The 22495-nt window shown below is 60.4% G+C and carries 13 protein-coding genes; 1 reads left to right on the plus strand and 12 read right to left on the minus strand.

Going from position 1 to position 22495, the window contains the following annotated elements; genetic code table 11:
- Positions 1–29: 29 nt before the first annotated feature.
- The 7 genes from FHX76_RS09895 to FHX76_RS09925 form a co-directional block, all read right to left on the minus strand.
- On the minus strand, positions 30–1043 hold the full coding sequence (locus tag FHX76_RS09895; RefSeq protein WP_167150543.1) for a sugar phosphate isomerase/epimerase family protein: 1014 nt from the start codon (positions 1041–1043) through the stop codon (positions 30–32).
- On the minus strand, positions 1040–2218 hold the full coding sequence (locus tag FHX76_RS09900) for a Gfo/Idh/MocA family protein (RefSeq protein WP_243848768.1): 1179 nt from the start codon (positions 2216–2218) through the stop codon (positions 1040–1042). The genes FHX76_RS09895 and FHX76_RS09900 overlap by 4 nt, the downstream gene beginning before the upstream one ends.
- Positions 2215–3054, minus strand: a complete 840-nt coding sequence (locus tag FHX76_RS09905) for a carbohydrate ABC transporter permease (RefSeq protein ID WP_167150544.1) — start codon at positions 3052–3054, stop codon at positions 2215–2217. Before FHX76_RS09905 ends, FHX76_RS09900 begins: the two co-directional genes overlap by 4 nt.
- Complete coding sequence (locus FHX76_RS16735) at positions 3047–4075, minus strand: carbohydrate ABC transporter permease (protein WP_341777924.1); 1029 nt, start codon at positions 4073–4075, stop codon at positions 3047–3049. The genes FHX76_RS09905 and FHX76_RS16735 overlap by 8 nt, the downstream gene beginning before the upstream one ends.
- Before the next feature lie 61 nt (positions 4076–4136).
- A complete protein-coding gene (locus tag FHX76_RS09915) occupies positions 4137–5495 on the minus strand; it encodes an extracellular solute-binding protein (protein WP_167150545.1) in 1359 nt (452 codons plus the stop codon).
- Between the two features lie 105 nt (positions 5496–5600).
- Complete coding sequence (locus tag FHX76_RS09920) at positions 5601–6707, minus strand: Gfo/Idh/MocA family protein (protein WP_167150546.1); 1107 nt, start codon at positions 6705–6707, stop codon at positions 5601–5603.
- Positions 6708–6709: 2 nt separating this feature from the next.
- Positions 6710–7456 carry a sugar phosphate isomerase/epimerase family protein gene (locus FHX76_RS09925; protein ID WP_167150547.1) on the minus strand — a complete coding sequence of 249 codons (747 nt, stop codon included), beginning with the start codon at positions 7454–7456 and terminating at the stop codon, positions 6710–6712.
- A gap of 192 nt (positions 7457–7648) precedes the next feature.
- Here FHX76_RS09925 and FHX76_RS09930 point away from each other — a divergent pair, with 192 nt between their 5' ends.
- Positions 7649–8839 (plus strand): ROK family transcriptional regulator, encoded by a 1191-nt coding sequence (locus FHX76_RS09930; RefSeq protein WP_167150548.1) that lies wholly within the window; start codon positions 7649–7651, stop codon positions 8837–8839.
- Here FHX76_RS09930 and FHX76_RS09935 read toward each other — a convergent pair.
- The 5 genes from FHX76_RS09935 to FHX76_RS16745 all read right to left on the minus strand — a co-directional run bounded on the left by FHX76_RS09935 (position 8836) and on the right by FHX76_RS16745 (position 22307).
- Positions 8836–10251: a sigma-70 family RNA polymerase sigma factor gene (locus FHX76_RS09935; RefSeq protein WP_167150549.1), complete on the minus strand. Its 1416-nt coding sequence runs from the start codon at positions 10249–10251 to the stop codon at positions 8836–8838. The two genes, FHX76_RS09930 and FHX76_RS09935, sit on opposite strands and share 4 nt — an antisense overlap.
- The gene (locus FHX76_RS16740; protein ID WP_167150550.1) at positions 10248–14996 is read right to left on the minus strand and encodes an Ig-like domain-containing protein; all 4749 of its coding nucleotides are present in this window, start codon (positions 14994–14996) and stop codon (positions 10248–10250) included. The genes FHX76_RS09935 and FHX76_RS16740 overlap by 4 nt, the downstream gene beginning before the upstream one ends.
- A 243-nt stretch (positions 14997–15239) precedes the next feature.
- Positions 15240–15971 (minus strand): VIT1/CCC1 transporter family protein, encoded by a 732-nt coding sequence (locus FHX76_RS09945; RefSeq protein ID WP_167150551.1) that lies wholly within the window; start codon positions 15969–15971, stop codon positions 15240–15242.
- A gap of 49 nt (positions 15972–16020) precedes the next feature.
- Positions 16021–17460, minus strand: coding sequence for a sigma-70 family RNA polymerase sigma factor (locus FHX76_RS09950; protein WP_167150552.1), 1440 nt, complete (start codon positions 17458–17460; stop codon positions 16021–16023).
- Complete coding sequence (locus FHX76_RS16745; protein ID WP_167150553.1) at positions 17457–22307, minus strand: Ig-like domain-containing protein; 4851 nt, start codon at positions 22305–22307, stop codon at positions 17457–17459. Before FHX76_RS16745 ends, FHX76_RS09950 begins: the two co-directional genes overlap by 4 nt.
- Positions 22308–22495 lie beyond the last annotated feature (188 nt).

The following is a 22495-nucleotide window of genomic DNA, read 5'->3' on the forward strand; positions in this document are numbered from 1 at the left end:
TACTCAGGCGCACACACGCACTCGTTCGACTAGTCCTGGTGACTAAACGCCGCGTCGAAGGACCCCTCTGGCAGCTTCCACAGGAGCGAGCGCACGTATTCAACCGCTTGGCTGGCTCCGTGAAGGCGGTCCATACCCGCATCCTCCCACTCAACAGAGATGGGCCCCTCGTACCCGATTGCTCTGAGCGCACGGAAGGAATCTTCCCACGGCACGTCCCCGTGACCGGTTGAGACGAAGTCCCAGCCGCGCCGCGGGTCTCCCCATGGGAGGTGCGAGCCGAGCACGCCAGCGCGCCCGTTCTGCGGGCGAAGCCGGGTGTCTTTGCAATCAACGTGGTAGATGCGGTCTTGAAAGTCCCAAATAAAGCCAACCGGGTCGATGTTTTGCCACATCATGTGGCTTGGGTCCCAGTTAAAGCCAAAGGCGGGACGGTGCCCAACCGCGTCGAGGGCGCGTTGCGACGACCAGTAGTCGTAGGCAATTTCGCTCGGGTGGACTTCGTGGGCAAAGCGCACGCCCTCGGCGTCGAACGCGTCAAGGATGGGGTTCCACCTCGTCGCAAAATCTTCAAAGCCCGCCTCAATCACGTCTGCGCCGACCGGCGGGAACATCGCAACATACTGCCAAATCTTTGAGCCGGTGAAGCCAACAACCGTGTCAACGTCGAGCATGCGCGCGACCCGTGCGGTGAGCTTCATCTCTTCCGCGGCGCGCTGCCGTACCCCCTCGGCCTCGCCGTCGCCCCACACCTTGCTGCCAACGATCGCCTGGTGGCGAAAGTCGATCGGGTCGTCGCAGACCGCCTGCCCGGTGAGGTGGTTGGAAATTGCCCACACGTTCAGGCCGTAGCAGTCGAGGATGTCGAGTCTCCCCCGCAGGTAATCTGGCTCGTCAATCGCGCGCCAGACGTTCAGGTGCTCGCCCGAACAGGCAATTTCGAGGCCGTCGTAGCCCCACGAGCTTGCGAGCTTTGCGACCTCTTCAAGCGGGAGGTCTGCCCACTGCCCGGTAAACAGTGTGACGGGTTGGGTGGTGGTCATAGCGTTCCAATCGTGTGCTCCGCGGCGGGGTCGGTCAGGGCAACCGTTCTGCTGTGATCTTGCGCGCTCAACGCAATCGCGTCAAGTACTCGCTGCGTCGCGAGGCCGTCGTCAAAGCTCGGCGACGGGTTCCTGTCTCCCTCAACACACTGCAGAAATTGCCCCATCTGATTAATGAAGGAGCTCTCCCACCCGAGAATGTGGCCCGTTGGCCACCAGTTGCTGAGGAAGGGGTGCTCAGGTTCGGTCACAAGGATGCGTCGAAATCCTTGTTCCCGCTCTGGCAGGTCGGCATCGTAAAACCACAGCTCGTTGAGCGACTCAAGATCAAACCGAAGCGCGCCTCGTGAGCCGAAGACCTCGATGCTGAGACTGTTTTTTGCTCCTGTCGCGCAGCGCGAAACCTCGACGGAGGCAATTGCGCCGGAAACGAGCGTGCAGACTCCCCAGGCAGCATCATCCACGGTCACCTGCTCTCGACCGTTTGGGCCTGGCCGCTCGGTCACAAACGTTTTCAGCGTGCCAGAAACGCTACTCACTCGATCTCCCGTGAGAAAACGGATCTGATCAATGGCGTGCGAGGCGAGGTCGCCAAGCACGCCTGATCCCGCCGTCTCCTTTCGCAGACGCCAGGTCATTGGTGCGTCTTCGCGCACCAGCCAATCTTGGAGATAACTCACCCGAATCTGACGAATCTCGCCGAGTCTCCCGCCTTCGATCAGCGAACGGGCTTCCGCGAGCGCCGGGATACTGCGGTAGTTGAATCCGACCATCGACCTGACGCCTCGCGAGGCCGCTGATCGAGCAGCGGCCGCCATGAGTTCTGCCTCGGCGAGCGTATTTGCCAGGGGTTTTTCCACGAGCACGTGTTTGCCTGCGTCGAGGGCCCTGATGGCGTAGTCGGCGTGGAGGTGGCCCGGCGCACAAATATCAACGATCTGGATGTCGTCCCTCCGCAGCACCGCCTCAAAATCCGTCGAGACTTCTGCCCAGCCGAGTTTCTCTCTGGCTGCGGATGCGCGGCCAAGATCCCGACCGACCAGCACCTGTTTGCGGACGGGGGCAACATCAGCAAATCCGCTGACCGCTCCCCACGCGTGCGAGTGGGCTCGACCCATGAACGAGTGGCCAACCATGGCAACGCCATAGCCTGCGCCCTCAACCGCCCCGGTCATTTGACGGCCCCAGACGCGAGACCAGCGACCAGGTGCTTCTGCACGAGAATGAAGGCGATAAGTACGGGCAACGACAGGGTGACGGATGCCGCCATGAGCTGATTCCACAGCACGTCACTCTGGCTGGCATACGCACGAAGCCCAACCGCGAGCGTTTTGGTTGACTCGTTAGTCAGCACCGAGGCAAACAGCACCTCGCTCCAGGCCGTAATAAACGAGTACACGGCCACCGCAATTATGCCCGGCTTTGCAACGGGAAGCACCACGTGCCAGAGCGCGCCAAGCCGGGAGGTTCCGTCGATCATGGCCGCCTCTTCGAGGGCCGCCGGTATGGCAGCAAAATAACCAGAGAGCATCCAGATCGCGAAGGGAAGCGTGAAGGTGAGGTAGGTCACGATGAGTCCGCCGAGGGTGCCTTGAAGCTGCAGCCCTGTTGAGGTGCGGATCTGCGTAAACATGAGGAACAGCGGGAGGAGGAACAGTATTCCAGGGAACATCTGCGTCGAGAGCACGATCAGGGTAAACGGTTTTTTACCACGAAAGCTCAGCCTGGCAACCGCGTACGCCGCAAGCACCGCGATGATGACCGAGAGCACGGTCGCCGTCACCGTCACGATGATGCTGTTGGAGAAGTACCGCGCGAGCGGCACCGTTGTCCACATATCGATATATGGCTGGATGGTGAGCGTCTCAGGGATCCACCTGAACACGCCTGACACATCCTTGAGTGGCTTAAACGACGTGCTCAGGATGACGTAGAGCGGCACCGCGATAAAGATGCTGAGGGCGGTGAGGACTATTGCCCTCGCGATTCGGAAGTTACGCGTCTCAATCATTGTCTTCTCCCGAGTTCTTCAAGACGAGGCGGATGTAGACAAGCGAGGCCCCGAGGAGGGCGATGAGCAGCAGCACGCTCATCGCTCCGCCAAGACCGAAGTTCCACGACACAAAGGAGTTTTGGTAGATCAACGGAGACAGCAGCGTCGCTTCTTTTGGTGAGCTCTGCCCAAACAAGACGTAGGGAACGTTGAACTGGTTAAACGTCCACAGCGACGTCACCAGCAGCAAGATCGCGTTGGCGGGTTTGATCATGGGAAGCGTGATGCGACGGAACTGCTTCCACAGCGATGCGCCGTCGAGTGATGCCGCTTCGTAGACCTCACTCGGGATGGTCTGCAGCGCAGCCATAAGCATGAGGAACGCAAACGGCCAGAGCTGCCAAACGTTCACGATGATCATCGCGATGAACGAGTTGCTACCAAGCAGCCAGAACGGCCGATCATCGCCAAAGAGGTGCAGCGTATCAACGAGCACCTGATTCACGGCGCCGTCTCGCTGGTTGAACATAAACGCCCAAGCGATTGTGGTCACAAAACCGGGAAGGGCGTATGGCACGAGGAAGAAGGTGCGAAGGATTGCCCTCCCCCTGAACGCGGAGTTGAGGAAGACGGCTGCCGCCATTCCAAGCACCCACGACAGGCCAACAACGATAATCGTGTAGAGGAGCGTACGGCCAAGGGTCTCAAAGAACTGCTGCCCGATCGTGCCGCGAGGGTCGAGACCGTTGATGAAGTTCTGGAGCCCAACAAACGGCGCCGTTGTCCAGTTGGTGATGTTGAGCTGGGTGAGACCGAGGAAGGCGATCCAGACCCCAAGGAGCATGGGGATGATGTGGATGAACAGCTCCATAAACGCTGCGGGGGCGACAAGCGCATACCCGAGTTTCGAACGTTTTGGTTTGCGCGGTTCTTCGACCACGTATGGGGTTTGGTCGTCAGCTGTTATTGGGGGCGACGGGGGTGTTTTGGTTGGCGGGTCAGTTTCCGGTGGACCGGCGACCACAGTTGGTTGCGACACAATTCCTCCTCTGGTGAGAGGGGCGGCTCAGCCAGGCCAAGCCGCCCCTCAACAACCGTTGTTAGCCGATTGCCGCAGACATTTGGTCGTTGGCGTCGCTCAGGGCTTTTGTGATATCCGCTTCGGATACCGCCCCTGTTGTGGCCTTTGCAAAGAGGTCCTTCAGCGCGGTCCCAACGAGTGTTTCCATTTGGCCCTCGGAGGAGACGAGAGGCATTGGTGCCGAGTTGTTTTCGAGCGTCTGCTGCTTGAGCTTGACCTCTTCCGATTGGAAGGCCTCATCGCTGTAGGCATCCGTCACCACTGGGAGCGAGGTGAACGTCTTATTGAGGGCGATCTGCTCGTCGGTGCTCGTGAGGAAGCCAACGAAGTCGATTGCGGCGTCCTTGTTCTTCGCGTTCTTGAACACGGAGAGATTGATGCCAGCCACGTGGCTCACGATGGGCTCTCCCCCTGCGGCGAGCGGGTCAATCATTGGCACCATTGCCACGCCCCAGTCGGTAAAGTCACGAGCTTCGAAGTTCTTGATGGGGCTCTGATTGAAGATCATTGCGGCCTTTCCATCAATGAGGTTGGTCACAACCGGGGTTGAGTCGGTGAGCTCGGCGTCGGAGGGCGACATGATCTTGTGCTCTGCCATGAGGCTGACGTAGTCGTTCACACCCTGGACGATGCCGTCTGCCGCAAACTGTGGCTTGTCGTCATCGGTGAAGAGCGTGCTGCCGTGCTGCAGGCCCTTGGCGAATGCCTGGTGGGAGTTGTCGGAGAGCGAAGCGCCTGCCCCGCTGTAGCCCCACTGGTCGATGGTGCCGTCGCCGTCGGTGTCCTTCGTGAGCTTCTTGCCAACCTCGATGAATTCTTCCCAGGTTGCCGGAGGCTCAGTAATACCGGCCTCCTCAAACAGCTTGGTGTTGTAGTACATGTTGTAAGCGAGGCCGTAGAGCGGCACCGACGTGTGAGCTGCACCTTTCTTTCCACCGGTGTCCCACGACGATTGGATAAAGCGATCCTGTCCACCAACCGCCTCGAGGAGCTTGCCCTCAACCGGCTCAAACGCACCCGTCTCCTGCAAGGTGACGGCCCAGGTGTTTCCGATGTTGAGCACGTCGGGGCCGTCGCCGCTCGATACGGCGGTCAGGATGCGCATGTAGAGGTCTGACCACGGAATAACCTCGAGGTTGACCTTGGTTCCCGTTTCTTCCTCAAAACGCTTGAGCGTTGGCTCGAGGCGCTTCTTATCGTCTTCTAGGGAGGTGCCTTGGTTGGATGCCCAGTAGGTGATTTCCCCGCCGGATGCGCCGTCAGTGCTGCCACCGCCGCCGTCGCCTCCCGAGCATCCGCTCATCAGCAGTGTCGCCGTCGCCAGTAGGGCGAGCGGGGCGAGTGTTTTTTTCCAGCCAGATTTCCGATGTGTTGCCATGATGTCCTCTTCGTTGAGTGATCAGTTCTGCTTGGTGCAGGGTTGTGGTGTTGGTTGTGGTGATGTGGGTGGTGATCGCCTCCGCGCAGGCGGGAGATACCGGGGTTAGAGGGTTGCTGCTCGTGGGTCCCAGTCGGCGGGCAGCAGCTCCGAGCGCGGCGCTGAGCTCGTGACAGGAACAAATTCGCCCAGCTCACCTGACTCGGTGATCGAGGTCATTGCATCAACAACGTGGTAAGCAAGCTCTCCGGTTGCGCGGTGGGCGCGGCCCTCTCTGATGGCCCTCGCCATGTCAAGCGCGCCTGTCCCTCGGCTCGATTTCTCGGCGACGGTTGCAATGGTCTGCCAGTCGGTCTCCCCCGCTTTGCACAGGCGAATCTCGCCGTCAAAGTTGTTGGGGTCTGGGAACGCGATGGTGGCTTCGGTTCCGGTGACCTCAAACACGCCCATGTTGACCCGAGGAGAGTCGAAGCTAAAAACGCTCTGGGCGCTCGCTCCGCCGGCAAACTGGGTGAGGGCCGAGACGTGAGTTGGCACGGTCACTTCAAAACTGGTGCCGGCGCGGGGCCCGGAACCGATGATGCGCTCAGTGCGTGATCGCGAGGTCACCGCAGCAACCTTCTCAATCGCGCCAAACGTCTGCACGAGGGTCGTGAGGTAGTACGGGCCAACGTCGAAGAGCGGGCCAGCCCCGTACTGGAACAGGAACGCTGGGTTTGGATGCCATGACTCGGGGCCAGGGCTCTGCAGGATAGTCAGCGCGGTGAGCGGGGTACCGATGTCCCCTCGCTGAACGGCCGCGAGCGCCGTTTGCAGGCCTTCGCCGAGGAAGGTGTCGGGGGCACAGCCGAGGCGCACGCCAGCACGTTCGGCGGCTTCGAGGAGCTGGGCTCCACTCTCCCTGTCAAGCGAGAACGGCTTCTCGCTCCACACGTGCTTGCCCTGCGCGATGGCGGCGAGCGCAATCTCAACGTGGGCGGCCGGGATAGTGAGATTGATTACGAGTTCAACATCCGGATGATTGATGACGCTTTCGGCGTCGCCGCTGCTCCCGATGCCAAATTCCTTTGCCCGTTCGGCGGCGGCTTCTGGGAAAAGGTCGCCAACTGCGACCACCTCGATGTCAGGAAACGAGATGAGGTTTTCGATGTAGGTCTTCGAGATGACGCCAGCGCCAATCACTCCAACGCGAACCGGGTGCTGAGCTGCCATGGTTACTTCACCCCAATCTGATTGAGGTATGCGTAGCTGTCGGCAACCGCGGTGAACATGTCGCCCCTGGTGTCGTCGAGTTCAACGACCTGCGCAGTAAGGGAGCCGGCCGCCGCCAAGATCTCGTGAAGCGGGAGCACTCCCTGGCCAAGCGCAACCTGATCTTTTGGTTCGCGCGTCGCTGGGCCGTCTTTGATGTGAATGAAGGTCACGCGACTGCCAAGGTCTCGGAGCAGTTGTGGGACATCTGCCCCCGCAACCTGCGCCCAATAGGTATCAATTTCAAGCACAACCGAGGGGTCAAGGAAATCGGTGAGCACCTCGATTGAGCGGCGGTCGTCTACGATCGTCTCGACCTCCCACCAGTGGTTGTGGTAACCAACCGAGATACCGTGCGTTGCACCAACGGCTGCGGCGGCGTTGAGACCGGCAGCGATCTGCTCGATGCCCGATCGAGTTGTCCATTGCTCTTCTGGGACAAACGGGTCGATGACGGTTCCGATGCCGAGCTTGGCGGCCGCCTCGAAGATGTCGTTTTGGTTCTCGGAGAGCAGGGGCGCATGCCCGCTTGGTGCGTTCAGGCTGTGCTGCGTGAGCGCGGCAGCAAATTCATCGGCCCGGTCAACAAACCGGTACGGCTCCACTGCGGTGAATCCGATCTCGGCAACGCGCGCAATCGTTGCGGCAAGATCGTGTTCGAGGGCTTCTCGCAGCGTGTACAGCTGGAGTGAAGTGACGGGCTGAACCATTGACTCTCCTTTGAGCGGCGTCGATCGGGTGTATCGATACTGCCAACCTAGTCTGACTTTTGTTCACTAGCAAGCAAAAGTATTGAATATTTATTAATCTTTTGGTTAATTCATTGGCTTTTGCGGCTTCCTTCGAGCCGGAACTCACCAAAGTGACATCAAAAAGCGCGCCTCCCGTGCTTTAATGAGGGCATGCTGACACAGGTGGGGATCTCCCCAAGCCAATCCGGTGCCGGAGACCTGCTCCACACCATGCACGACGGTATCGCGCGCACCAAAGCGGAAATCATTTCCCTCACAGGGCTCGCTCGCTCAACCGTCACGGCTCGCATCGAGCAGTTGCTCGAACTTGGGTTGCTTCGAGAGCACACCACCGGCGTCTCAACTGGTGGACGCCCACCGGTGCAGTACCTGTTCAACGAGCAAGCCGGAGTCATCATCGGGGTTGAACTCGGCGCGACCCACGGCATCGTTGCCCTCACCAACCTCGCACACACCACCCTCGGCACCGAACGGACAGCGATCAACATCGCAGACGGGCCAGAGACCGTCCTCGATTGGGTTCTCGCCTCGATCGCTTCCCTCCTCGGGGCTTCCGGCGTTGACCCGGCGTCGCTCATGGGCATCGGGATCGGCGTGCCTGGTCCGGTTGAGTTCTCAAGCGGGCGCCCCTTCAGCCCGCCGATCATGCCTGGCTGGGACCGATTCGATATCCCCACCTACCTTCAGCGGACGTTTGACGTACCCGTGCTTGTTGATAATGACGTGAACATCCTTGCGCTCGGCGAACACGCAACGGAGTGGACCCACGCGAGCGATTTCATTTATGTCAAGGTTGCAACCGGAATTGGCGCAGGCATCATCGTCGGCGGCCAACTGCAACGGGGAGCCCAGGGGTCTGCTGGCGATATCGGGCACGTGCCGGTTCCATACAGCGCCGATTCGCTGCGCGAGCCAACCGATGAACGCGACCTCGAAGGCATTGCGAGCGGTACGGCGATCGCGGAGCACCTGACCCGAAACGGCGTTCCCGCCCGAAACTCCAAAGACGTGGTTGAGCTGGTTCGCGCGAACTCGCCAGAGGCGATCGCGGCTACTCGCCAGGCCGGACGCGAGCTCGGAGAAACGCTTTCGTGGATCGTCAGCCTCCTCAACCCCTCAGTAATCGCCATCGGCGGCAGCATCTCCCATGCGGGGGAACACCTGCTCGCCGGCGTCAGGGAAGTTGTCTATAAGCGCTCGACGCCGCTCGCCACCCAGCGACTCACCATTGTTCAGGCCAACACCGGCGAACTTGCCGGCGCGGTTGGCGCAACAATACTGGTGACCCAGCGCATCCTCTCCCCCGAATATGTGGATTCCCTCGTTGCGCAGCTGAGCTAGTTCAGATCCGATTCAACGGTACGAAACACGAAGGTTTCGGCCTCGGCCACGTCGGTGGTCACAGCAAAACGATACTCAGCCGCGGTCGATGCGTGCACCAACTGGAGCCCAGCTGAAGAATCGAGAGTGACAGCAAACCCGCCAGGGCGCGAAACCTCAACAGAGCACGCCCCAGTTCCTGTTGTTGTTTGTTCAAAGAACGCCATTGCGCCGTCGTGCGCAGGCTCAAAGAACATTTTGCAGACGCCGCCGCTGGTTGGCGCTTCCCACAGCATCAGGCGATCCGGCTCACCAGCAACCGGCGCAGATGCACGCTCACCACGCGACTCCGTTGGTGTACCGTCACCCTGCTGTCCAGGAGGCGTTGACTGCTCTGACTGCCGCACCACCGTTGTCACGGAGGGGACGGAACTGGTTTCGTCTTGCCAAACTGAGGGATCGGCGCCCGCATTGCCTGAGGTCAACACGATGGCGGTAACCATTGTCGCCGCGGCAGCAAACGACGCAACCGACCATCCGATGGCCCTCGCGCTCACGGCGCCATGACCAAATATCGAACCAGCAGCCTCGGTACCTGATGCCACGAGCGACGCGTGCGGAAGGACAAAGAGCGCCGGAACCCCGGCGATGATTGCGCCAGAAAGCCGAGTTGTTGCGTTCGAAAGCTCCGCGCGGTTCGTAGTGCAGACCTCACAGCGCTCAAGGTGTGCCTCTAGCCCGCGTCGCTTGAGCGGCTCGTTCAGATCGTTTGCGACGTAGGCTGGGAGCATCGCGGTAAACGGACGGCACTCCTCCGGCGCATTGTCCGACGCGAGGGCGCTGAGATACCCGGTGCGCAGCCCCGTGCGGGCACGGTTGAGCAGGGCGCCGACCGCGTTTCGATTCATGCCGAGCGCCTCGCCAACCTCGTTGAGCGACAGGCCCTCGATCTCCCGATACCAGATCACTTCCTGCCAGCGTTTTGGCAAGTGGTTGAAGGCGTCAACAACGGCAGGATGCATGACGGCGTCGCCAAGCGGTACGTCCTGCGGCACCGAGAGAAACTCAAGGGTGTCTGGCTCAACGGCAACCGATTGAGCGGCATCGGCGTTTGGCCTGAGCGCAACGCTTTTCATCGCGGTGACAAGGTACCACCACAGGGACGCCGTTGGTCCTTTTCCACCGTGGATGGCGTTGATGACCTTGGCAAACGCCTCGGAAACGATGTCTTCGGCCTCAAGCCCATGCGTAGCGTAGCGCCTCGCATGGGCAACAGCCATGCCATAGAGCCGCTCGTAGAGCGTCTCTAGTGCTGACGAGTCTCCGTCACGATACGCGGCAAGGAGCGCAGCGTCGTCAACAAAATCGGCTGGCGTGTTCCCGCCAGGCTCTGCCCGTTGCTTCCTTTCGTCAGCGTTACCCTGATCCGTCATTCCGTTGGCCGTTTCCCCTTCTCCGGCAGCCGCACGACGCGCCGAGCGATGAGCAGCAGACCACCGACACATACAAACAGCAGCGACCAACCGAGGATGGGTTCCTCGCTTCCGGTCACCGCAAGGCCCTTCTGCGTCTCAGGTGCGGTCGGCGCAGATGAGTCAGCAGACGGTTCCGTTGTGTGTTCGTGGCCAGGGCCTGGCTGTTCTGAGGCTGTCGGGGGCGTGATGGGCAGTTTGGCCTCGACCGTCACACTGTAGGTGACGATGGCGGTCTGACCGAGAGCGTCCCTCAGTTCAACCGTGAAGCTGTCTTCACCGGCAAAACCTGGAGTCGGCACGTAGGTCGCAAACCCGTTCTCGAACGTCACCGTTCCGTGTGCTGGCTCCGCGTGGAGCGACGAGTCCTCAAGCATCTGGATGTTGGTGCCCTTCGCTTCACCGATGGGGTCAAAAGCGATGCGCTCAACGTCGGGGGTCACCGTCAGGTGCCGGTCGAGCCCCTGCGGAGCACGAATCACTGTGAGCGTGATCGTCTGCGTCGCGGTCAGCCCCCTGCCGTCAGTTACCACGTAGGTGACGAGGTCTTCGTAGCTCTGCTCGCCGTCGCCCCACGAACGATTGGGGTCTGGAACGTAGGTGACAATTCCGCGGTCGAGGATCGCGTTCCCTGCAAGGGAGGTGAGCGTCAGCCCCTCACCGTCGTCGTTCGCGAGGGGGTCGATAACAGTCTCAAAGGTCGAGGCGACGGTAAATGCGTCGTCAACCCCGGCAAGCCCCGCGTACACGGTGACCGTGTAGGTCGCCGTCGTCTGCTGACCAAAACTATCGGTCACCGTCAGCTCAAAGGTGTAGGTTCCAGCGTCAACACCGGCAGCGTCAAACACGGCGTGCCCCTTAGGATCAAGAATGACGGTCCCCGCCGCTGGTTGACTCGACACGACACATCCGTCAGCGGCAACCGTCGAGGGATTGAGGATGTCCGGCGCGAACGTCACGGTGCCGCCAGAGGGGACCTCGTCGGCATCGTCAGAGACGACGGGGGCGCGCACAACCGTCACGGTTGCAACTGTGCCGCTCAGTTTCCCAAAGGAATCACGGATCTCGTAGCTCACGTCGACTGTCAGCTCGGTCTCATCTGCTGCCCATTCGTAGCCTCTCGCGTCAACGCTCAGCTCATCACCGCGATAGGTAATGCTCACTCCTGGCTCCGAAGACGACGGGGTGCCGCTCAGCGCAATGCCTGAGCCTGAGTCGTTTGCAAGCACGTCAACGGCAGTCGCGGTATTTGCCGGAATCGTTGCGGTATCCGCCATCGCTTCCGGAAGGGCAAACACCGTGATCGTCACCGTTGCCTCTGCGGTCACGCCGAGATAATTCGTCACGGTATACGCCAGGGTGTCGGTGTACACACGCTGACCGGCAAATGCCGCTGGCCAGGCCGCAGAGGCCACGTAGGTCACCGAGCCGCTGGCATCCATTGTGGCGGCTCCGTAGGCGGCCGGTGTGGTGATGCCGGCCGTCGTTTCTGTGCCGACCACGGGAGGGGAGGTCCAGGTGTCGTTGGCTTTGGCATCCACAACCACGGTTGAACCGCGCGAAACGCTCCCCTCGTCATTCACGGCAACCGGCGAAGCGATCGCCTTGCGGAACAGAATATCGAGACCCGTCAACTCGACGCCGAGCTCGGCGGTAATCGTGTCTGGCGAGACCCAATCCCATCCGGGCGCAACAATCGACGCGGTGTATTCGCCAGGCACCATCGCGGGAACCTCAAAGGTGCCAAGCGCGCTGATATCCAGCAGGTATGTCGCGAGTGGGCTCGAGAGTCGCAGCGACATTGCCCCGCTGGCAAACGTTGGGTCAGACACGGTAAGTACACCGTCGTAATCGGTGTCCTCAAATACGCTTCCCATAATCGCCCCTGCGGACGAGGCAAGAGTCACCTTCGCTGCGGCGATAATGCGCTTGACCGAGTTCTCATCGCCGTTTACGGGCGCGGTTTTTCCGTACATGTCGTTCATGAGCGAACCGCCAACGGCCAGACCTGACGCCTTCAGCGTGATGGTTGCTGAACCCGTGTAGCCGGGGCTGATCGGACGATCGGTCACAAACCGAAGGGCCGTCGCGTTTGAGGGAATCTCACCCATCTGCCAGCTGACGCCGGTTGCCCCGTCCGAATTATTGGTTCTGGCAAGTTCGGTTGCGATCTGCTCCGACGGCTCCGTCGTGAACTCAACACGAACGCCACCCATCACGGCCGGGTTTGCGGTCGAGGCGGACGCCTCAATCACGGTAAACCCGGATGCCGGCAAACCCGTTGTCCCGCGCGAATCTCCGTTATACGGCAGGAGGTCAACAAAGGTTCCTACGCCAACGGGGTCGGAGGTTCCGTTCCCCCAGGAGATGACATATTTCATTTCTTCGTCTGGATCGGCAAATCCAGGAACTCGTGTGACCGCGGTTTTGCTTCCCTCAAATGCGGCAACGCCGTTGACCACAATTGTGGAGACTTCTGTGCGGTCCTGGGCCTTTTGCGACGCAGTTGCTCCCGTTGTGTTTTCGTATGATTCAACCGACATATCACTTGACGACCTCACGACGGTCGTCGCCGTGTGGATGGTTCCTGACGGGGTCTGTACCGACTGAAGGACGGGAATAGCGATTGCGGGCAACGCGGTTGCATGGCCCTGGAAGATACCAGGCCCTGCGGCCCCACTCGGTGCTGTCACGTCGCCAAGGTTGAAGAGAATACTGGCGGGGGTGCCGTCGTCGGGTGTGCAGGCTATCCCGTCAGCGCCGGCGTCGCCTGGAACGTGCGAGGCATAACCGGGCAGCTCGACCACCGCATCCCAAACCGGCTCGGCGCAGACGGAGGACATCGTCACCCGAATGGTTGTATCGCGGGCGACACCGGCGGTCATCGACCCAACGGGACCGACCACTATCGGCGTAACCGTTAGAGTACTCACCTGCCCTGGAGCGGAAGATGCACTCTCCCACACGGCTGTTGATCTGATGAGTGCGTCCGCAGCGCGAACGCTACCGCCAGTGACGCTCACCGACTGACCGTTGTAGTTCGAATCTGTGCGTGGAGTTTCGTCAGAACCAAACTGCCAAAACCACGGCACATTTGCACCCTTGAGAAGACTCCTCGATACGGCAGAATCACTTCGACGAAGCGGGGCTACAAGTCCAACGGCTGTGTTTGGCTCAAGGTCCGACAAATAGGTGTAGCGGATACCGGACACGGAAGAAAATCCCCCAACAAGCTGAGCAGGATCGCTTACCCAGCGAACGGATGCTGGATCAGTTGTCTTTCTTTCCGAGTCATCGGCGAACGCATGGTCAGTATATTCAATCCGTTGGTCGGCAGCCGCGACATACACGGTCGCAGCGTGGTTATATAGCGCATCAATCGTTCCTCGATACCCCGCAAACATACCTTTCGGCGTGCTATCAAGGGTGAAAAGTGCAGGGTCCCATGTCATAACGCCCCACGAGTTATGCACCGCCGCACCTGCAGACGGTGCATTTCTCATTCCCGCGAGCGCATCAAATAGTTGACCAGGGACAAGAATCTCTTCGCCCTGAGTGTAACCATGCCGATCACCGAAAAGATAGGTGCCTCGATTTGCCCAAGCACCGCCGTTTGTTCCACGCAAGTCACTCGTTTCCGTTCGCAGAATGGGCTGCCTGAGACAGGCAAGCTGAGCTGCATAGGAAGTATTGGCAGGACAGACGTAGTCGGGATTCTGTCCAGGAGCATATCCATCTCCAAAGTTCGATGCCCCACTCGTTGAAACCGGGTCAAAACCAGAAACTATGTTCCATAATGAAACAGTCTCATTCACAGGAACGGTGGGATCAAAGGGCGTCCACACCGTAATTACAGGCTGGACGCTGGTCCGGTAATCAGCAGAAGTCTCCGGTGCCGTGACAACCTCCATAAAATCGCCCCGGGTTCCGGCAACCGTCACAACGAGGTCGTTTCCTGGTCCGCCAGGCTGCGTCACGGATACCGTGCCAGCGCCCCTTGTCACATAGCCGTTCGTGGGAATAGCTCCTTCGGGAACAGACACTCTGAACGAAAACGAAGTTTGGGTTGCTTCGTATCCTTTGAAATTGCCAGCCGCCGGCAACGTGGCACCAACCAGCACATGGATATCTTGCCGCACACCGGGTTGCCCAAGATGCGTGACAGGATATGTGGCGGAGGAGCCGAACACCCGCATCTCGGTCTTCGCCTCGGCCGAAACCGTCACGCCGGGCGCGGTTGTGGACAGGGCCGCTGCAGCAAATACTGGAGCGACGACGGAACCGTTTCCAGCCGAGGTCACCCATGCGCGTACCTTGAATGATTCTGTCCCGGTGTCAACGTTACGCACGCACGTCCACGTCCGCTTATCGGCGCTCAGCGAGCCGGCAACGTTGCACACGCTCGCGGCTGTTGCGGTGCTGTCCCACTCCATGCCGACCGGCAGCGTTGAGCTGTATGAGATGTCGCCTTTGGCCGAATACGACGAGGCAAGCAGGTACTCAACCTGATCGTTCGATCGCACGATGCCGTTATTTGCTGAACTGTCGTGGCCGGCTGCGTCATCCGCGTCAAACGGCCCCGTGCCATCAAAGCTGACGGAAACGCCAAAATCGCTGACGGCCCCTACCGCAGCGTTGGCTGTTTGAAGTCCGGTGCCAACGGACGAACCGAGCAAGACGCCAATAAGTCCCATGGCGAGTGCCACGACACGGCCGCGGTGTTTGTGTTGGACGGCGGGCGCGCCCAACGTCAAAGCATTCTGATTCACGATATCCCCCAACGGATGTCTGCATGAGACAGCGCGCTAGTTTCCCCTAACACACTGGAAATCACTGATGATTACCTCTAGAGACCGTTTTTTGTCGAGCGTTGTACGCCGCTGCCAAAAAAACTTTCTGCGTCCAAAAGGACTGGTACCCTCGCACCGCTGGTGGAACTGTAAATCCGGTTAGACGGCACCTGACGTGCCGAGCAGGCTACCGATCGCGAAGGTTGCTCCAAGCGCTATTGCGCCGCCAATCACAACGCGAAGCACCGACTTATGTGCTGGGCTGTCGCCAATCTTCGCCGCGATAGCCCCGGTCAGGGCGAGCGCAAGCAGCACAACCACAAAGGTTATCGGGACGCGGAGACCTTCTGGCGGCAGCAAGATCGAGAGAAATGGAAGAATCCCGCCAACCGTAAACGCAAGGGCAGAGGCCCCAGCCGCGTGCCAGGGGCTCACGACATCCGATTCGTTGATGTTGAGCTCCGCCGAAAGGTGAGCTTCAAGTGCGTTATGCGCAGTCAGCTCCCGGGCGACGGCTTGTGCTGTTTCGGGCGAGAGGCCTTTTGCTTCGTAGATACCAGTAAGCTCAGCAAGTTCTTCCTCTGGCATATCGCGGAGCTCTTGACGCTCTTTTTCGATGAGCGCCCGCTCGCTGTCACTCTGGCTGCTCACCGAAACGTATTCGCCGAGCGCCATCGAGATTGCCCCGCCAACGAGCCCGGCGACCCCTGCGGTGATGATCGGCCCAGATGCCGTTGTCGCGCCCGCAACGCCAACAACAATCGCAGCGACCGAGACGATACCGTCGTTTGCCCCGAGCACGCCGGCGCGGAGCCAGTTGAGTCGCTGGGCGATTCCTTCCCTGTGGGGTTCGTGCGGATGCTGCGACGCGTTCACGGTTTCAGTCGACATGGCTCCAGCAAAGCACGCAAGTCACTCAGAGTCCAGTGACACTGGCGAGTCAGCGACCAAGGTAGGTGTTCGTGACCTCGAACACAAACGCGTGGTTTCGCTGGGTCTCGCCGGCGGCATCCGTTGTAAACCCAATGGAGTAATTGCCCGTTCTGGCAGCATGAGCGAGACGAGAGGTTTCTGTCGAGTCAAGCGACGCGGCAAAACCGTCGGCTCTGGAGAGGGCGACCTCGCAGTGGCCTTCGCCCAAGGTCGCCTGTTCGAAGTATGCAGGCTCACCGTTCACGGCCGGTTGAAAGAACAGCGCACAGGTACCGTCGCGCATTGGGAGTTCAACGAGCAGGAGCCTGCCAGAGCGGCCCTTGGTGGATGGGGCAGCGCTGGCCTGCGCATCCGGTTCGCCCGCGTCGTTCCCGGAATCACCCGTGGTACCGCCGGCTTCCGGGGCCGAACTCGCCGTTGGTATTTTCTCGCTCTGCGCAACAACCTGCCCGGTAATGGGCGTTGGAATGGGATCGTTCGGTTGCACCGCGGTTGACGAGGTCATCCACACAAACGCACCGACACTCACGACGGCGAGTCCGGCGGCGGCAACCGCCACCTTCGCAGCTGTGCCGGACAGGAACGCGGAAGCACCGGATGTTGCGGGCTGAAGCGCAGTACTCGCCTGAGCGACCTCGGCGGCACCGATGCCCTGCGCCCGAAGCAGCGCGGACGCGCCAACGATGCCTGGAGCAGAAGCTGCCGCGCCCCGCAGAAAGCGTTCACTGATGTGGGTAAGCGCGACGCTCCCCTCTGCACACGCTTCGCATGAGGCAAGGTGCGCTTCGAGATCGGCGAATGCGGGGTCGCCCGCAGGCGCGTCAAGATATTCGGGAAGCTGACTATAGAACGGCTGGCATGCTTCAGCGGAAAACTCACCGGCAGACGCCCGCACGTATTCAACGCGAAACCGCTGTCTGGCCCTCGTATGCAGGGCGCCAAGCGCTGACGAGCTGATTCGCATCGCCTCGCCGGCCTCCTTCATCGAAAGACCCTCAACATCTCGGTACCACATGACCTCTTGCCACCGTTGCGGAAGCGCACGGAAGGCGGTCATGAGCGCTGGATGCTCGTCCCGAGACTCAGGCCCAGACTGCTCGTCGCCCGAAAGGAGTTCAAGCATTTCCGAGTCAACGGCCATCGCTGCTTCTGGCCCCCTTCGCGGCGTGAGCGCGACGCTCTTCATCGCGGTCACGAGGTACCACCACAGCGAAGCGGTTGGGCCCTTGCCGTTTCTGATTGCCTGCATCACCTTGGCAAAGGCTTCCGAAACGATGTCCTCGGCCTCGGCCTTCGTCCCGACAAAACGGTACGTGTGAGAGATCGCCATCGCGTAGTAGCGGGAGTACAGCGCGGTCATCGCTGATTCGTCGCCCGCACGATAGTCCTCGAGGAGCTGAGCGTCCGTTTCGCCAGATGGAAGGCCGGGGCCGTGGATACTGGTCATACGCTGGTCGAGCTCCCTGCCGTTTGGCGTTTGGTACGTCGCCGATTTATGGCAAGCACGGCGAGCCCGGAGGCAAGCAGCAGCAGCGAAACGCCGATAACGTTATCTGCCGCTCCCGTCACGGCTAACCACTGCGATGGCGTACCCGTTTGGTCGGCTGCGCCGTCACCGCGGTTGCCACCGTCCGCTTCAGCTGTCGGGCCGGTTGTCGTTCCATCGCCGGTCTCGGGCGCTTTCGGCTCAACCGCTGGCTCAACCGTCACCGTGTAGACCACAACGGTGCGTTGGCCGAGCGCGTCTCGGATCTCAACCGAGAACGTGTCCTCGCCGTCGAATCCGGCTACCGGGTGGTAGGTGATGGTGCCGTCTTCGACGGAGACCGTTCCGTTCGATGGCTCGGCAACAACGCTTTGAGCGTCGAGCTCAACCAGCCGAGTGCCGGCGGCTTCACCGATGGGGTCAAACAGTACGCTCTCAACCCCGTTGGCCACGGTCAGGTGACGATCAATCCCGACTGGCGCTTTGATAACGGTGAAAATAATCTCGCCCGTCGCGGAGTTGCCTCGTCCGTCAGTCACGACGTACGTTGCGGTGTCGGAGTACTCGGTTTCCCCTTCAGCCCAGGGGTAGGCGGCATCCGGCGCATAGAGCACGTTACCGTTGGTGACGGTCACCACACCGTTTCCGCCGGCCGTAGTTGAGGAAAGAACGAGCCCTTCGCCAGCATCGTTCGCCACAGGGTCTACTTCAGTTGACCAGCTGTGCGCGACAACAAAGTTGTCGGAGACCGGCATGTTGGACGCAAACACCGTAATCGTGTGTGTCACGGTTGTCTGCTGCCCGTAGATGTCGGTGTAGGTGATGTTAATAAAGTGCTCGCCAGGCTCGACCGTGCCGGGCTCAAACGTCACCGAGCCGTCGTCCGCCACAGTGACGGTCCCACCCGTTGGCTGGTCGGTGACGGTTACCCCGCCTTCCGCGAGCGCTCCTGGGTTCAGTACCTCGTTGGGAAGCTGAAGCGAGTCGCCGGTGCCAACCTCGAGCGCGTCCGTTGGACCGGTAAATACGGGCGCGCGAACGACGGTAACGGTGACCGCTGCGGTTGCCGTCTCACCAAACTCGTCCACGACCGAATATCCGAGTGTCACGTCCAGCGTGGCTTCACCGTCGATCCAGGCATACGCCGAGGGATCAACAACAAGGCCGCCGCTCGCTGACACAACCGAGACGTCTGGGTTGTTGGATGTTGGTGTTCCGTCAAGCTCAAGCCCTGAACCGCTGTCGTTTGCGATCACGTCGAGAGCGGTGGATGCCGTTGCCGGCACTGTTGCGGTGTCATCGACCGCAACGGGTGCAGCGTTCACGGTGACCACGACGCGAGCGGTCGCCGCAACACCTTCAAAGTTGGTGACCGTGTAGGTGATTATTTGTTCGTAGGTCGAAGCCCCAGAAAACTCCGCCGGCCAATCGGTCGCTGCCGTATAGCTCACCAGCCCGTCGGCATCGATGGTCGCTGAGCCGTAGGTCGGCTGACTCGAAAGCGCCGCAGTCGTTTCGGTCCCTACGATGCCGGGCCACGACCAGGTGTCGTTTTCCTTGGCATCAACGGTCTGCGTTTTGCCCTGCGTAACGCGAAGCACGTCGTCAACCACAACTGGCGCGGCAATAGCCTTCTGGAAGAGCAGGTCAACGTCCTCAATCACGACGCCGAGTTCGGCCGTGACAACAGAGGGAACCTTCCAGGCCCAACCCTTTGCCACAATTGACGCGATGTAGTCGCCAGGGATCATGGCCGGGATCTTGTATGAGCCATCGGCCGCGATATCAATGAGGTAGGTTTCAACTTCGCCGGTCAACCGGAGCTTGGCAGTGCCAGAGGCAAACACCGGGTCTGTTCCTTCGGTAAGGATGCTGTCAAAGTTGGTATCCTCATACACCGTTCCGGCGAGCGAGCCAGCGCTCGACTGCAGCGTGACCTTCGAAGCGGCGACGACTCGCTTGATGGTGTTGGCATCACCGCCGATGGCCTCGGTTTTTCCGTACATATCGTTTTCGAGCACGCCGCCAAGCGCGAGTCCCTCCGCTTTGAGCGTGATGGTTGCCGTGCCGGTGTAGCCAGGCTTAATCTTCTCGTCGGTTACAAAACGAATGGCCGTGGCAGTTGACGGGATCGTTCCTGTTTTCCATTCGATTCCGGTGGCCCCGTCGCTGTTATCGTTCTTGGCAAGCTCAATCGCAGCGTCCTCGGACTTCATGGTTGTGTACTGCACCGCAACACCGCCCATGACCGTGTCGTTGCCAGTTTCGGCAGCTGCCGTAATCACGGTGAAGCCAGACGCGGGGAGCCCTGAGGTGCCGCGTGCGTCGCCGTTGTACGGCAGCAGGTCTACAAATGTCCCTCGGCCAACCTCGTCGGATGTTCCGTTGCCCCAGGTCAGGGTGTATTTCATCTCCTCATCTGGGTCAACTTGGCCGGGGATACGGGTAACAGCAGACTTGCTCGCGGCAAACGACGCAACGCCGTTCACCGTGATGGACGCGAACTCGGTTCGGTCCTGCGCCTTGGCCGTGCTCACCAGGTTTGTTGCGTTCTCGAACGATTCGGCAGATCTATCGCTCGGCGAAGAGATGACAATCGTCGCGGTATGCACGGTTCCTGACGGGGTCAGCACCGAGTGGTTCACCGGAATCGCAATGATGTCTGCGGGTGTCGCGTGCCCTTGATACGGCGACGGCCCGATCGCGCCTGTTGGGGCATCCAAATCGCCGAGGTTATAGGTAATGGTCGCTGGGGCTCCATCATCCTCAGTACAGGCGATGTTGTCAGAGCCAACATTCGCCTCCGTGTGGGTGACGTATCCCGGATGCGTCGTGACGGCAGACCACACGGGCTCCGCACACGTCGAGCTCAGCGCGACCGTGACCTTCACGTCTCTGGCCGTTGTCTTCGAACCGGCAACAGGACCGATCACAACGGGCTTGACTGAGAGCGTCTGTACCTCGCCAGGAGATGTGGCCGAGTGGCTCCAGGAAGACTCGGTGCGCACGAGTGCCTCGGCGGCCTGAACTGACCCGCCCCTCATGCTCTGGCCTAGGCCGGTGAACGTCGATTTCACCCTTGGCTGCTCGTCTGAGCCGTATTGCCAAAACCACGGCATCGGGGTGCCAGGGCTGAGGGCGGCGGAGGCGGCAGATACCGAACGCATGAGCGGCAGGTTCAACCCGATTGTCGTGTTTGGCACCAGTTCGTTGAGGTACACCACCCGAACGGCTGAGACTGAGTTCAGGCCACCAGGAAGTGCGGCGGGATGTGTCACCCAGTTCATGGCGGATGGCTCCGCGTCTCGCCGAGCAGCATCGTTCGCAAATGTGGTATCGCTGTATTCGATCACCCGGTGAGCGTCAGGCACCACCGTGCCGGACCCAGTGGTGTAAAACCCGTCAGGCTTACCGCTCGCCACAAAACGAGCCGTCGCGTTGCCCGTGAGGGTCAGAACGGCCGGGTCGAACGTCACCATGCCCCAGGTGTTATGCGATGGCGCGCCAGCCGTGGTGTCGTTGTAGACCCCGTTAAAGCTCACAAACGGCTGCCCAGCGACGACTGACTCGTTGCCGGTGGTAAACCCGTGGTTGTCGCCATAGATCGTATCGGCGCTATTTGATGCCCGTGTCGAGGTCATCGTGCCGACCAGGACGACCTTATCCGTGCGCAAGATGCTCGTCCCGTAGCAGGCAAGCTGAGAGAAGTAGTAGTCCGTTGCGCTACACGTTGGCGAATCCGCACCGTAGCCAGGCGCGTATCCATCTCCAAAGTTCGACGCGCCGCTGAGGCTGACCGGATCAAACGAGGTGACCTTTCCAATGACTGGCGTGCTCACGTTGACCGGAATAACGGGGTCAAAGGGAACCCAGTAGGTAAACCCGACAACACCGAGCGTCGCAAACGAGGCAGGTTGCGCCGCAGTAGTTGATGCGTTGAGGAAGTTCGTTTGCTGATTACGCACGGTCATCTTGAACGGAGTACCAGGCCCAGCAGGCTGGGTCGCACTCACCGTGCCACCACCAAGACCTGAGACGTTTGCCATCGATCCGGCAAGTTCGGCGTACGGGGGAACCTCAACCTCAAAGCTAAATTCCGAGGCGAGCGCCTCGTACCCCTTGTAGTTTCCCGAGGCAGGCTTCGTCGCTCCGGTGTAGACATACACAATGTTCTGCATGCCCTCTTTGCCGTTGCGAACCACAGGCATGACGGGATTATTGACGTAGAGACGCATTTCGGTTTTCGGCGTCGCCGACACCCTCAGGGCCGGAGCGGTACCCGTTTTTGCGCCGGCAGTGATCGTTGGGGCAACCGTGGCACCGTTGCCAACAGAGCCAATCCACGCGCGAAGTTTAAATGATTCAACGAGCGTTGTGGCCGTGTAGTCACACGTCAGCGTCCGCTTGTCTGTGCTGAGCTTGCCACCGGTCGGGCCGGTGCACACGGAGCTAGCCGCGGCAGTCGCGTCCCAGACCATCCCGTCTGGCATCGTTGAGGTAAACACCGTCGAGCCTGCCCTCGCAAACGAAACGGCCACAAGGTACTCAACCTGATCGTTTGCCCGAACGACACCGTTATTTGGCCCGCTATCGTGGCCAGGAAGATCATCGGCGTCAAAGCCGTCAGTTCCGTCAAAGTTGATCGAGATGCCAATATCGCTCACCTCGCCGACCTCCGCGGAGGCAGGCTGGATGCCAAAGGTCAGGCCAGACCCAATCACGGCCAACGCGCTAGCAACGGCAAGCGCCGGTGTCATACGACGAAGTCCGCGCGGACTCGCGGTCGTCGCCAATTCCCTATTTTTCACAGAAGTATCCCCCAAAGATGAGTTCAGTGAACACGCGGATGTCCCCACGTGCGACCGGCCAAATGCTCGATCACTGAACAGAGACTGAAGGTTGGTGAAAAACCTTTCACTCAAACGACAACATTTTTCTCGCGGTTTCCCAACATGCGAGATTGCTGTTCGCGAGTCCCCCAAATGTTGCTGCGCCC

The sequence above is a fragment of the Lysinibacter cavernae genome (assembly GCF_011758565.1).
Lineage (GTDB): Bacteria > Actinomycetota > Actinomycetes > Actinomycetales > Microbacteriaceae > Lysinibacter > Lysinibacter cavernae.